Origin of the sequence: Mycobacterium sp. PS03-16 (assembly GCF_004570325.1) — a bacterium.
GTDB lineage: Bacteria > Actinomycetota > Actinomycetes > Mycobacteriales > Mycobacteriaceae > Mycobacterium.
Window position 1 is genome coordinate 56783 of record NZ_SPQO01000018.1, and the last position, 13024, is coordinate 69806.

At 69.5% G+C, this 13024-nt stretch carries 8 protein-coding genes; 1 reads left to right on the forward strand and 7 read right to left on the reverse strand.

The features are described from left to right. Position 1 precedes the first annotated feature (1 nt). A complete protein-coding gene (locus E4P42_RS16370) occupies positions 2-394 on the reverse strand; it encodes a sterol carrier family protein (RefSeq protein ID WP_135127129.1) in 393 nt (130 codons plus the stop codon). Between the two features lie 16 nt (positions 395-410). Between E4P42_RS16370 and E4P42_RS16375 the strand changes: the two genes are divergently transcribed. Beyond that, positions 411-1616 (forward strand): MCE family protein, encoded by a 1206-nt coding sequence (locus E4P42_RS16375; RefSeq protein ID WP_135127130.1) that lies wholly within the window; start codon positions 411-413, stop codon positions 1614-1616. Here E4P42_RS16375 and E4P42_RS16380 read toward each other — a convergent pair. From E4P42_RS16380 to E4P42_RS16405, 6 genes are all read right to left on the reverse strand, one after another. Beyond that, positions 1606-2238: a CPBP family intramembrane glutamic endopeptidase gene (locus E4P42_RS16380; RefSeq protein WP_135127131.1), complete on the reverse strand. Its 633-nt coding sequence runs from the start codon at positions 2236-2238 to the stop codon at positions 1606-1608. The two genes, E4P42_RS16375 and E4P42_RS16380, sit on opposite strands and share 11 nt — an antisense overlap. Continuing rightward, the gene (locus tag E4P42_RS16385; RefSeq protein WP_245234063.1) at positions 2238-3911 is read right to left on the reverse strand and encodes an alpha/beta-hydrolase family protein; all 1674 of its coding nucleotides are present in this window, start codon (positions 3909-3911) and stop codon (positions 2238-2240) included. The genes E4P42_RS16380 and E4P42_RS16385 overlap by 1 nt, the downstream gene beginning before the upstream one ends. 89 nt (positions 3912-4000) lie before the next feature. After that, positions 4001-6298: a phosphoribosylformylglycinamidine synthase subunit PurL gene (gene purL / locus E4P42_RS16390; protein ID WP_135127133.1), complete on the reverse strand. Its 2298-nt coding sequence runs from the start codon at positions 6296-6298 to the stop codon at positions 4001-4003. Positions 6299-6307: 9 nt separating this feature from the next. Next, entirely contained in the window at positions 6308-7540 is a 1233-nt protein-coding gene (locus E4P42_RS16395; RefSeq protein WP_135127134.1) for a cation:proton antiporter, read from the reverse strand. A 142-nt stretch (positions 7541-7682) separates the two neighbouring features. Next, on the reverse strand, positions 7683-9728 hold the full coding sequence (locus tag E4P42_RS16400) for a PE-PPE domain-containing protein (RefSeq protein WP_135127135.1): 2046 nt from the start codon (positions 9726-9728) through the stop codon (positions 7683-7685). 668 nt (positions 9729-10396) lie between these two features. Then, positions 10397-12979 (reverse strand): PE-PPE domain-containing protein, encoded by a 2583-nt coding sequence (locus E4P42_RS16405; protein ID WP_245234059.1) that lies wholly within the window; start codon positions 12977-12979, stop codon positions 10397-10399. Positions 12980-13024: the final 45 nt, after the last annotated feature.

Consider the following 13024-nt stretch of genomic DNA (forward strand, 5'->3'; position numbering starts at 1 on the left):
TTCAGTCACCGGCCGTCACCACGGGCAGCCAGTTCGCGATCTCCGGGGCGCGCGCCCCGGACAGCGTCAGCGTGCCCCCGGCCACGGCCCGATCGAACGCCAGCAGCCCGGTGGCGATCAGCAACCAGGTCCGGGGATCGGTCTCGACCACGTTGGGCGGGTTGCCGCGGGTGTGCGTCGGACCCGCGACGCACTGCACCGCGACGAACGGTGGGATGCGTACCTCGACGCTGGCCCCCGGGGCGATGGCGGCCAGCGTGCGGGCGGTGAGCCGAACCGCTTCGGCGAGCTCGGGTAGCGGCGGCGCCGGCGTCGTGTCGTCGCGCAGCCAGTCCGCGACGGCGGCCACGGCGGCGCGGGTCTTCTCCGGATCGGCGGTGCGGCGTGCAGCCATAACTTAGTGTCGCAAAGTGGCCCTCGACCGGCACCGACCGCCGTACCGGGCGGCCGGTGCGCTGGCCCTGGTGGCCGTCGGCGCGGTGGCGGCGGTGATCTCCATGGCGTTCCGCGGCGAGTTCACCGAGAGCACCACGTTGACGGTGCTGTCGTCGCGGGCCGGCCTGGTGGTCGACCCGGGCGCGAAGGTGACGTTCAACGGCGTCGAGATCGGCCGGGTCGCGCGCATCGCGACCGTCGACTCCGACGGGCGGGCCGAGGCGGCGCTGACGCTCGAGGTGGCGCCCCGGTTCCTGTCGGCGATCCCGGCCAACGTGATCGCCGACGTCACCGCCAGCACGGTGTTCGGCAACAAGTACGTGTCGTTGCGATCACCGGATGTCCCTGCGGCACACCGTCTTTCACCGGGCGACGAGATCCGGGCGGCGACGGTGACCACCGAGTTCAACACGCTGTTCGAGACCGTCGTGGCGCTGGCCGAACGCGTCGACCTGGTCAAGCTCAACCAGACGCTGGCCGCAACCGCGGAGGCGCTGACGGGGCTCGGTGACCGCTTCGGCGATGCGCTGACCGACAGCGACGCCGTCCTGGCCGACCTCACCGCTCGGATGCCCGAACTGAGGGCCGACCTGATGGGCGTCGCGGAGCTGGCCGACATCTACGCCGCCGCCTCACCGGCGCTGTGGGACGGTCTGGACGACGCGGTGCGCACGTCGGTCACGGTGTACGCGCAGCGCTCCGCGTTGGACCGCGCGCTGCTGGCAGCGGCGGGCTTCGGCACCGTCGGCGCCGACCCCGTCGAGCGGGCCGGTCCCTATCTGGTTCGCGGCAGCGTCGATCTGCAGCCGACCACCAAGCTGCTCGACGACTACCGCGGGATGATCTTCTGCACGATCCGCAACTTCCACGACGTCGCGCCGGAGATCCACCGCACGCTCGGCGGCGACAACGGCTACGCGCTGCGCGCCGCAGGAACCGTGCTGGGCGCGGGCAACCCGTACGTCTATCCGGACAACCTGCCACGGATCAACGCCCGCGGCGGCCCCGGCGGCCGGCCGGGCTGCTGGCAGAAGATCACCCGCGAACTGTGGCCGCACCCGTACCTCGTCATGGACACCGGCTACAGCATCGCGCCGTACAACCACGCCGAACTGGGGCAGCCGTTCGCGATGGACTACGTGTGGGGCCGTCAGATCGGCGAGCTGACCATCAATCCGTGACCGCGCGTCGGCGTCCGGTCCGCAGGGCCGCCACCGCACCGACCTCGTTGACGGCCAGGTGGGCGAGCATCGCCGCGGCGAGGCTGCCCGAGTGCTCGGCCAGCCGGGCGAACACCCAGCCCGCCAGCCCGGTCACCAGCACAGTGCCGGTCACGGGCTGGCCGGCCGCCCGGGCGTCGGCGATGTGGGAGAGCCCGAACGCCGCCGACTGCAACAGCCGGCCTCCGTCGGGACCGAGCGCGTCGGCGGCCACGTGGGCCAGCGCGCCGCGGAAGCTGGCTTCCTCGGCCCAGACGGTGCCCAGCGGTATGCGCAGCAGCATCCAGCGCGCCGGGGTGTCGATCGGGTCCTGGCCGGCCAGCGCCCGGCGCACCGGGGGCAGCGGCGCGGCGGCGGTCACCACCGCGACGACGACGGCGGTGGCGGCCGCACCGGTGCGCAGACCGGCGAGCAGCGGGGGCGGCCGCAGCCCCAGCCGCGGGCGGGTGAGCGCCACCAGGCCGGTGCCCAACAGCCCGTTGAGCACGGGATGCCACCGGGGGGACAGCCGTGGGCTCACCACCTTGTGCCAGGCGACCAGACCGCCGGCGAGCGCCGCGGCGTTGATGTGCTTGTGGCGCATCAGTATTCGGGTCCGTCCGCGGATTCAGTGTGATGCAGGACCTGGCGGATGCGTTCGGTGTCCGCGGCGGTCCATCCGGGCGGCGGCGCGACGGCGGCCCAGCCGTCGAGCACCGAGTCACCGTAGTTGTGGCCGTGTCCGCCGGGAACGGCCGCCGCATTCGTCATGTCGGCGCTCACCTGCCAGAACGTCACGATGGGATACCAGCGCATGGACGGGGTGCGGTCCCTGCCGGGTGGTTCCCGCAGCCAGTCGGGCCGGGTGGTCAGCAGGTCCGGCGACCACCACACGATCGGGTCGGAGGCGTGCTGCAGGAACAGCACCCGGGTGCCCTGCCACGGCGCGTCGGTGTCCCGGGCGATCTCGGCCGGAGTGGTGCCCTGCGAGAACCGCACGGTGCGCCCGTCGTCGTAGCGCGGATCGACCTGCGGGGTGCCGGGATCGCGGCGCTCGACGACCGCGCGCCACAGCGGGCTGGCGTTGGGTGGGCCCACCCACAGCACAGAGGAGAAACCCTTCTCGGCGATGTCGGGCAGCCAGCCGAACGCGCCCTGTCCGGCCATCGACCCGAGGCTCTCGCCGTAGAGCATCAGTTCGGGCCGCCGGTCCGGCGGCCGTGCCGCCCACCGCTGCTGCACCGCGTCGATCAGCAGCTTGCCCGCCTCCATGGACTTTTGCTGATCACCGAGGAACGAAATCCAGCTCGGCAGATAGGAATACTGCATCGCGACCATCGCGGTGTCGCCGTTGTACATCAGTTCCAGCGCGCGGGCCGCCACCGGGTTGACCCACCCGGTGCCGGTGGTGGGCACGATCACCAGGACGTCGCGGTCGAAGGCGCCGGTGCGTTCGAGCTCGCTGAGCAACACCGCGATGCGCTGCTCGTCGGTGTCGGCGGTCTGCAGACCGGCGTACACGCGGATCGGTTCCTGTGCCGGGCGGCCGTTGATGCGGGCGAGTTCGTCGGCGCGGGGTCCGGCGGCGACGAAGTTGCGGCCCTGGTAGCCGAGCGTGTCCCAGGGGGCGAACGATGCTGGGCTGCCGGAGCGTTCGGGCTCTGTGGGTTGGCTGATGCCGTCGCGGGTGGTGTTGTTCTGCGGCTGGAAGACGCGGCTGGCGCTGGCCAGGAAGCCCTGGAACAGCACGCCGTTGACCATCGTGATGATCAGGACGACGACGACCGCGGTTCCGATGAACAGCGCCGTCTCGTCGTGCAACCGGAACCGCCGGATCAGCAGCCGGGCAAGGGCTTTGATGGTGTCGAGGACGACCCGGGCGGCCGCGACGCACAGCGCACCGACCAGTGCGGCGATCACGAGCACGCGGGCATAACCCAGCGTGTCGGGGCCGGCCATCCCCATTTCCGCGGAGACCTGCCGCTGCCAGGCGGCGGCGGGCACGACCATGGCCGTACACGCCCCGAAGGCCAGCACGACGACGACCACCTTGAGCGCCTGCACCACCCGCCGCGACGGCGGCCACCAGCGGCGGTTGTTCAGCACGAACCGGTTGGACAGGCGCCAGGCGAAGACGCCGATGCCGTACCCGATGGCCGCGTTCACCCCGCCGATGAGGCCCTGGAACAGCCAGTCGCGCGGGAGCAGCGACGGCGTCAGCGACAGGCAGAAGAACAGCGCGCTGAAGGCGACGCCCACGACGTCGAGGCGCAGCAGTCCCCACACCCACGCCACCAGCGGATGCGGGCGCGGGCGGTCAGGGGTGGCGGCGACGGCGTCGCCGGTGAGTTGGTCGGTGCCCCCGCTCACCCGAACAATCCGGGCAGCACCGCCTCGGACGTGCTGCGCAGTTCGGCCAGCGACACCGTGAAGTGGTCCTGCACCTCGACCGAGTCGCTGCCTTGGTCGACGACGCCGACCCGAGTGACCGGCAGGCCGCGTGCCTCGCACATCGACCGGAACCGGCTCTCCTCGGTGCGCGGCACCGCCACCAGCACCCGTCCGGCCGATTCGCTGAACAGGAACACGAACGGGTCGGCATCCTCGGGAACCAGGAGGCGACAACCGGTTTCGCCGGCGAGCGCGGCCTCGGTGACGGCCTGGATCAGCCCGCCCTCGCTGAGGTCGTGGGCGGCGGAGATCAGCCCGTCGCGCGAGGCGGCGGTCAGCACGTCGGCCAGCAGCTTCTCGCGCTGGAAGTCGACCTTCGGCGGCAGCCCGCCGAGATGGTCGGCGGTGACCTGCGCCCAGATCGACCCGTCGAACTCGTCGCGGGTGTCGCCGAGCAGCATCAGCGTCTCCCCCGGCTCGGTGCCCAGCCCGGTGGGGATACGCCGCCGGACGTCGTCGATCACCCCGAGCACACCGACCACCGGGGTGGGGAGGATCGCGGTGGTGCCGGTCTGGTTGTAGAAGCTGACGTTGCCGCCGGTGACCGGGATGCCCAGGGCGACACAGCCGTCGGCGAGTCCGCGGACCGCCTGGGAGAACTGCCACATCACGCCCGGGTCCTCCGGGGAGCCGAAGTTCAGGCAGTTGGTGACGGCCACCGGGGTCGCGCCGGTGACGGCGACGTTGCGGTACGCCTCGGCCAGCGCGAGTTGCGCGCCGGCGTAGGGGTCCAGCGCGGTGTAGCGACCCGAGGCGTCGGTCGAGATCGCGATGCCGCGGCCGGTGGCCTCGTCGATGCGCAGCACGCCGCCGTCGGCGTGTTCGGCCAGCACCGTGTTCCCGCGCACGTAGCGGTCGTACTGCTCGGTGATGTAGCCGCGGCTGCACAGGTGCGGGCTGCCGACCATCTTCAACAGCGTGGCGCGCAGCTCGTCGCCGGTGGCCGGGCGCGGCAGCGCCGCGGAGGTGTCGGCGTTGAGCGCGTCCTGGGTGTCGGGGCGGGCGACCGGGCGCTCGTAGACGGGGCCCTCGTGGGCGACGGTGCGCGGCGGCACGTCGACGACGGTCTCGCCGTGCCAGGTGATCTCGAGCCGGTCGCCATCGGTGACCTCACCGATGACGGTGGCCAGCACGTCCCACTTGCGGCACACGGCGAGGAACGCGTCGACGTTCTCGGGGGTGACGACCGCGCACATGCGTTCCTGCGATTCGCTCGACAGGATCTCGGCGGGCGTCATATTGGCCGCCCGCAGCGGCACCTGGTCGAGTTCGACGCGCATCCCGCCGTCCCCGGCCGACGCGAGTTCGGATGTCGCGCAGGACAGTCCGGCGCCGCCGAGGTCCTGGATGCCGACCACCAGGCCGGCGGCGTAGAGCTCGAGGCAGCACTCGATGAGCACCTTCTCCATGAACGGGTCGCCGACCTGCACGCTGGGCAGCTTCTTACGCCCCGGGCCGCTTCCCTCGTCGCCGCCGAAGGTCTCGCTGGCCAGCACCGAGACCCCGCCGATGCCGTCGAGGCCGGTGCGGGCGCCGAACAGGATGATCTTGTTGCCGGCGCCCGAGGCGAAGGCCAGGTGCAGATCCTCCTTGCGCATGGTGCCCACGCAGAGCGCGTTGACCAACGGGTTGCCCGCGTAGGAGGCGTCGAAGACGGTTTCGCCGCCGATGTTGGGCAGGCCCAGCGAGTTGCCGTAGCCGCCGATGCCCCGCACCACACCGTCCAGCACACGGCGGGTGTCGGGGGCGTCGGCCGCGCCGAACCGCAGCTGGTCCATCACGGCGACCGGGCGGGCGCCCATCGCCATGATGTCGCGGACGATGCCGCCGACGCCGGTGGCCGCACCCTGGTACGGCTCGACGTAGGAGGGGTGGTTGTGGGACTCGACCTTGAAGGTGACCGCCCAGCCGTCGCCGATGTCGACGACACCGGCGTTCTCCCCGATGCCGGCGAGCATGGTGGAACGCATCTCCTCGGTGGTGGTCTCACCGAAGTAGCGCAGATGGACCTTCGAGGACTTGTAGGAGCAGTGTTCGCTCCACATCACCGAGTACATGGCCAGCTCGGCGTCGGTCGGGCGGCGGCCGAGGATCTCGCGGATCCGCTGGTACTCGTCGTCCTTGAGGCCCAGCTCGCGGAACGGCTGCGGTTGGTCGGGGGTGGCTGCGGCCCGCTCGACGGTGTCCGGCGTGGGGGCAAGCTCCTGCGTCACGAGGACAGTCTATTTCCCCGGGTCAGTGTGCTCGGGGTCACTGGACCCGGCGGCCGTCGCGGCGTGGGCGCGGGCCGCCGCGGGCGCCCCGAGGCCGTGCAGGACGACGCTGCCCAGGACGGTCACCACGGTGGTGATCAGCACGACGTGCTCGTCGGCTCCGGTCAGCGCGTTGTAGGCGAGCAGGCCGAAGACGATCGACGTCGTGCCGCGGGGTCCGAGGCCGCCGAGCAGCAGACGCTCCGGGCGGGTGAAGCGTGATCTCCACATGCTCAGCGCGGTCGGCACCATCCGGATCAGCGTCAGCGCCAGGACGGCGAAGACCACGGTGCCGATCGGCACTCCGGACTGCAGCGCGACCACCGCGGCCGCGCCGAACACGAACCACATGCCGACGACCAGCAGGAAGCCGACGTCGTCGACCAGTTCGAGTTCGTGGCGCAGGTCCCCGGTGCGGCGGAAGTAGTTGAATGCGATGCCGCACACGAAGGCGGCGACGAAGCCGTTGCCGCCGACGGCCAGGCTTGCGCCGAACGACAGCAGCGGGGCGGCCACCGGCACCAGCCGGAAAGACTGCGCCGTCATCCAGTCGCGGCGGTGTGCGGCGTTGACCGCGAGCGCCAGCGCGGCCCCGACGGCCAACCCGACCACGATGGCCTTCGCGGCTTGCGGCACCGCTGCGCCGAGCGCCTGCAGCGGGGTGTCGGCGCGGGTGTCCGGCGCGGCGAGCACCAGCGCGAAGATGAACAGTGGCGAGATGATGCCGTCGTTGTAGCCGGCCTCGACGTTGAGCAGGTTGCGCACCCGCTCGGGCACGCGGGCGTCGCGCACGATCGCCGGCGCCGGGGCGAAGTCGATGGGCACCACGATGCAGGCGATGATCAGCAGCACCGGCCAGGAGGTGCCCGGTAACAGCCACAGTCCCAGGACGACGGCGACGGCGAGGCTGAGCGGCATCGCGATGAACAGCACGCGCAGCGCCGCGCGCGGGTGGTCGCCGAACAGGCCGCCGCGCACGTCGGTGGCGTCGACGAACAGCAGGATCGCCAGGATGATCTCGGCGATGTGTTCGGCGGTGTCGGTGTTCAGTTGGGCGGCCAGCTGATCCGAGGCACCGAGGCCCACGGCGGCGCCCGCGAGCACCAGCACCATCGGCGCGGTGAGATGCCAGCGCTCCATGCGTCGCGCCGTCACCGACCATGCGGCCAGCACGGCGGACAGCGCGATCAGCGACAGGAGCACGGCGGGGATCTTTCCAGGGTGGGGCGAGGGTGTCCCGGCGACAAGGACTTCGACCCGGGACACGAGGAAGGCCTCCTGCCGGTCCGACTCGTCTCCCCCTCGGAGTCGGTGGCAGGAGGCCCCTGGTCTCGCTACGACGTGATCAGGCCGCCGCGTCGTTGGTGCTGTTGTCCTTGTCGGTGTCGTTGGTGTTGGTCTCGTTGTCGTCGTTGTCGGCGCCGTCGTCGTTGCTCTCGGTCGGCTGATCGTCGTCGTCGTCGTTGGTGGCCGCAGGCTTCTTGGGCCCGTTGACGACCTTGGTCAACGTGTCGCGGGTGCCGTTGATCGCGTCGTTGAGGCGCTTGCCTGCCTCGTCGATGGAATCCTGGAACCGCTCGCCGGCCTGGCGCAGCGCCTTCTCGAACTCGCTGGCGCGGTAGGCCGGTTTCGGGGTGACGGCTTCGTCGCCCTCTTCGACGACCTCGCCGTCGACCGGTCCGGTGCCCTCGGTCGTGTCGGTGACGCCCTGCTCGTTCGTGGTGTTCGTCGACACGAGGCGCGCCTGGTCCTCGGTCTGGCTCAGCGGACCCGGCAGACCCGGGATGTCCGGCAGACCAGGAATGTCCGACAGGTCTGGCAGCTCGATGTCGGGCAGCTCGAGACCAGGTAGATCCGGTCCGCCCGGCAGGCCGGGCAGGTTCAGATCGAGGTTGTCGAGGACGTCTTCGACGGCGGCTTCGATGTTTTCCACGAAGTCGCCCAGCCCTGGAATGCGGTCTGCGAGATCACCGATGGTGGTCGGCAGGCCGAGCAGGTCCAGCAGCGTGGTGATCGGGTTGGTCACGCCGCCGAGCGGCCCGCGCACGCCGGGGATGCCGCCGTAGAAGAAGGCGTCCTGGATACCGGCGAACAGCGCCTCGGCCAGGTCGCCGGGAACCTCGCCCCAGTCGATGTTCTGCGGGAGGGTGAAGAACGGCACGCCGCCAGGGCCTTGGCCGAGGTCACCGTCGCCGAAGTTGCCGGTGAAGTCGCGCGGATACGGATCCAACGGGTCATCCATGTTCTGGGTGACGTTGGTGTAACCCAGATTGGTCAGGATCTTCAGGGCCGGCTCGATCGCGTCGGCGAACGGGTTGGTGAAGCCGAAGATGCCGCCGGTGAAGAAGTTCGCGATGTCCGCGGGGTACCGGAACGGCTCGAGGATCGGGAGGCTGTCCACCGGCACCGTGAGGAAGATGTTGGCCGATCCCTCGGTCAGAACCTCACCGATCACCGAACCCAGATCGATCTGGTCGCCGAGTGCCGCGAAGTCGCCGCCGCGCAGGATGTAGGTCGGGAACAGGAATGCCGCGCCATTGTTGGCGAGCGTGAACGGATTCGGCCACGCCGCGAAGTCGGACAGCGGGTCGTACTCCACCGTCGCGTCGACCTTGATCGGCGTGAACGAGTCCGGGAAGAGCGGTACGCCGTCGCCCTCGACCTCCGGCGTGACGACGCTGTTGAGGCCGAAGAGCCCCAAGAAGGGATCGAGCAGGGGGAACGCCCGCGCGGCGATGCCGCCGTCCGCACGACCGGGGTTCCTCAGCAGGATCAGCGGCAGGATGGTCGCCGGGTTCAGGATCCCGGGCTCGTTCGCGTAATAGTCGGCGATGTCCGGATACGCCATCCCGGCGCCCAACGATCCGAGGCCGAAGCCAATCACCACGGGCACGCGGGCGCCGTTGAGGACGGTACCCAGCAGACCTGCCACCGCGCCGCCGGTCGGGCCGAGGAGCTGGGTCAGCAGCGGGGCCAGGATCTGGGTGAGCGCCGCGCCGTTGACCACGGTGTCGGTGCTGGTGACCTCGTCAGTGATCAGCGGCGGAAAGGCCGGCACGTAGCCGAGATTCAGCCCGAACAGCGCGGCGAGCGCGAAGGGCGGGCCGGTGGTCACGATGTTGATGCCGGCCGCTTCGAGTGCGTCGAGCGGGCCGTTGATGTCGTCGAGCGGGATGCCGAGCGCCTGCAGGAGCGGGCCCAGGTTCAGCACGTCGGTCAGCGCGGTGTTCTGCACCTCCGCGGTGACGGATCGCGCCTCGATGAGGGGCAGCGCGCTGGCCGTCGGGGCGGTGAGCCCCATGGTCAACGCCGCGGACGTCGCCGCCGCGCCTCCCATCAACGCGGCTTTCTTGATCCGCTTCCGCGCCTGCTTGTTCCGATGCCTCGCCACCAGGACCCCCTCCAGCAACCTTTGTCGATGTGTGATGAAGCTAACACAGCGCTAGGTGAACATGAAAAGAACCTGAGTAAGAACTGAGACTGTATTTGTAGATTCAAGCTGTGGCGACGCGACAACCCGCCGTGATCAGCGGCGATGCGCCCGCTTCTGCTGGCGCTCAATGGCGGCTTTGCTACGCGGCGCGTGACTTTTCTCAGTTTGCCTCCCGAGCCACCGGGCAGACAGTGATCCCACGACCGAATGGGGCAAGCGCTACACCGCCCTCAACCCCGAACCGGTTCTGGCTGCACACCGGCTCACCACTGCGCATGAGACAGATGTGAATGGTGGCTCGCACAGGTTGCGCACAAGCCAGCGCAGCTGAACCGTTACCGTCACGTGATGTTGCCGGAAGAAGCCCCCGCTTCGCCCTCAGCGGGGATGGATGTTGCTCAAACAACCGTTGAGGGCGCAAACAGCAGTTCAGCGGCTTGAGTTGATAACCTGAGAAGCGTTCCTAGCATTGAAGCGACGGATGGCCGCGCCGGTCGGCTCACGCCAGTACGCACGCGCTGCGAGCAAACATTTTCCCGCCACTGCGCACAACGCGGATCCGATGGCCATTGGGCCGGACACGAAGAAGACCCCACCCAAGATGGGTGGGGCCTTCTCCGCCGGGTCTACTCTGCGCCGGTCTCGCCGGTGCCGGCGTCCTGGTTGGCCGACTGCTCGCCGCCATCGTCGTCGTTGTCGACGGTCGTGCGCGGCTTCGGTGTGATGGCATCCCGGAACCTGTCGGCGGCATCGTCGATGCGGTCACCGATCCGCCCCACCGAGCGCTCGATGTTCTTCTCCGCTTCGCGAATCGCCTTGGAGATCGGACCGCCCCGCCACTGAGAGTTGCCGTTTGTCGACACCTTGTCGTCGCCGCCGGTCGGGTCGGTACCCTCCTCGAGGACTATCGAAGAGTTCGCGCTGTTCTGCTGCGCGTCACCGGCGGGCGGGACCTCGGGCTGGCCGGCCGACGGAACCTCCGGTGCCTGTTGAGCGGCCTCCAACGTCCGCTCGACCTGTTCGTCCTGCACGCCTGCGCGCGCCTGGTCGCCGGTGATCGCGACGCTGCTGGGCGCGCCGGGCAGGTCGTCGAGGGCGCCGAGCAGGGCCTCGTTGATCTCCTCGGTGAGTGCCCAGATGCGGTCGCGGAAGTCCTCGATCGAGCCGTCGGCGCCACCGCCGAGGGCTTCGGGCAGCGCATCGCGCAGACCGTAGAGCGCCGGGTCGGCCACCCACAGCGGAGTGTCGACCGTGTTCTCGATGAGGTCGGCCAACGCCTCCGGACCGCCCTCGGCGAGGGCCAACAGGCGGGTCGGCCCGAGGACCGACGCAGCCAGGAGGCGGAGTCCGCTGGCCCCCAAGCCTTCTGCGACATCGAATGCCGAGTCGACGGGGCCGGTGGACGGTGTGTACCCGACCGGTGCTTGGCGCTCGAAGGCCTCGTAGAGCGTGTTGGCCACGACCTCGCCGATCCGCGTCAGCGGGTCGTTGCTGTCGAGCTGCGGCGCTGCCAGCGCGGCCAGCGATCCGGTGGGCAGTCCGAGGTCGGCGCCGAGGATGTCACCGAGTCCGGGGAAGGCGTCGAGCAGATCCGGGAGCTCAGGGATGCCGCCGTCGAGTCCGAGTAGGCCGGCAATGACCGCCAGCGGATTCGCCACCGGCACACCGGGGTTCACGCCCGGAATGCCGCCGGAGAAGAAGGCACTCTGGGTGCCGGCCACCAGCGCGGTGAACAGGTCCTCAGGCACCCGATCCCACTCGATGCCCTCGGGGAAGGTGAAGAACGGGGCGTACTCGCTACCGAAGTTCCCCGCGAAATCCCGCGGGTACGGGTCCAGCGGATTGGTCATGTCCTGGGTGACGTTGGTGTAGCCCAGGTTGACAAGAATCTTGAGCGCCGGCTCGACCGCATCGGCGAACGGATTGGTAAAGCCGAAAGCGCCGCCGGTGAACAGATTCGCGACGTCCGCCGGATAACGGAACGGTTCGAGGAGCGGAAGTGCGTTCTGTTCAATGGTGATGAAGGCATTGATCGCCTGGAAGAACCCATCTTCGCCGTCAGGCAATTCGAGACCGAGAAGGCCATTCACGAGCGGCACCAACACTGATCTCGGCAGGGGCAGACTGCCGACGATCGGGATCCCACTCACAGTCAATCCGTCGCCAATGGCTCCGGACAAGACGTTGGTGAGGACACCGCCGAGGACCGGCTCGAGGACCTGCGGGAGCGCACTGGTGATGTCGGAGCCGCGCAAGATGTACGTCGGGAACAGGAATGCGGCGCCGTTGTTCGCCAGAGTGAAGGGGTTGGGCCACGCGGCGAAGTCGGATAGCGGGTCATACTCCACGGTGGCGTCGACCTTGATCGGCACCAGGACGGCACCGCCATCGGTTTCGACGTCCACCTCGGGAGTCACGACGCTGTTCTGGCCGAACAGCGCGAGCAATGGGTCGATCAAGGGCGCGAAGCGAGCCGCCACACCGCCGTCGGCGCGACCAGGGTTCCGCAGGAGAATCAGCGGCAGGATAGTGAGGCTGGTGCCGGCTTCTGCACCCTCGGCCGTACCGCCCGGCTGATTCGGCAGGTCGGCCACCACGTCGGGGTAGGCCATACCGGTGGCCAACGAGCCTAGCCCGAAGGCGAGCACGATCGGGATGCGAAGGTTCGGAAGCTCGATCGGAACACTGGGGGTTGCGGAGATGGTTTGGGGGATATTTCTGACGGCGTTCAGAGCATAGGCAGTTCGGCAAGCCGTATCGGCCGCCTGACATCCGCCGCCACCGAGGAACTTCGGCGCGGTCGACCCGACGTTGTAGGCCAGGTTGTATGCCGGCTGATAAGCCGGGTTCGGCACCGTGATCGGAATCGTGATGTCGGTGTCGATGCCGCCGTAGGGAGTGTTGTTGATCTCCTCGGCGATCCGGTCGGGAAACGCCGGCACCCATGTCGGGTTCAGCCCGAGGATGCCGAGCGCCCCGAAAGGCGGCCCCGTCGTGATCACGTTGACGGGCAGCTCGCCGACACCGGGAATGGAAGGGATCTCAAGCACGTCGCCGAGGTCCGGAACGCTGATCCCCAGCGCCTCCAGCACAGCGCCGACATTGAGCCCTTCGAGCGCCGCGAGATTGATCTCTTGCGATGCCGACCGGGGAACTGCTGCATTCGCCGCCGGCGCGGTCAGGCCCAAGGTCAGCGCGGTGGCAGTCACCGCGGCGCCACCCATCATCGCGGCTTTCTTGGTGTACTTCCGAGC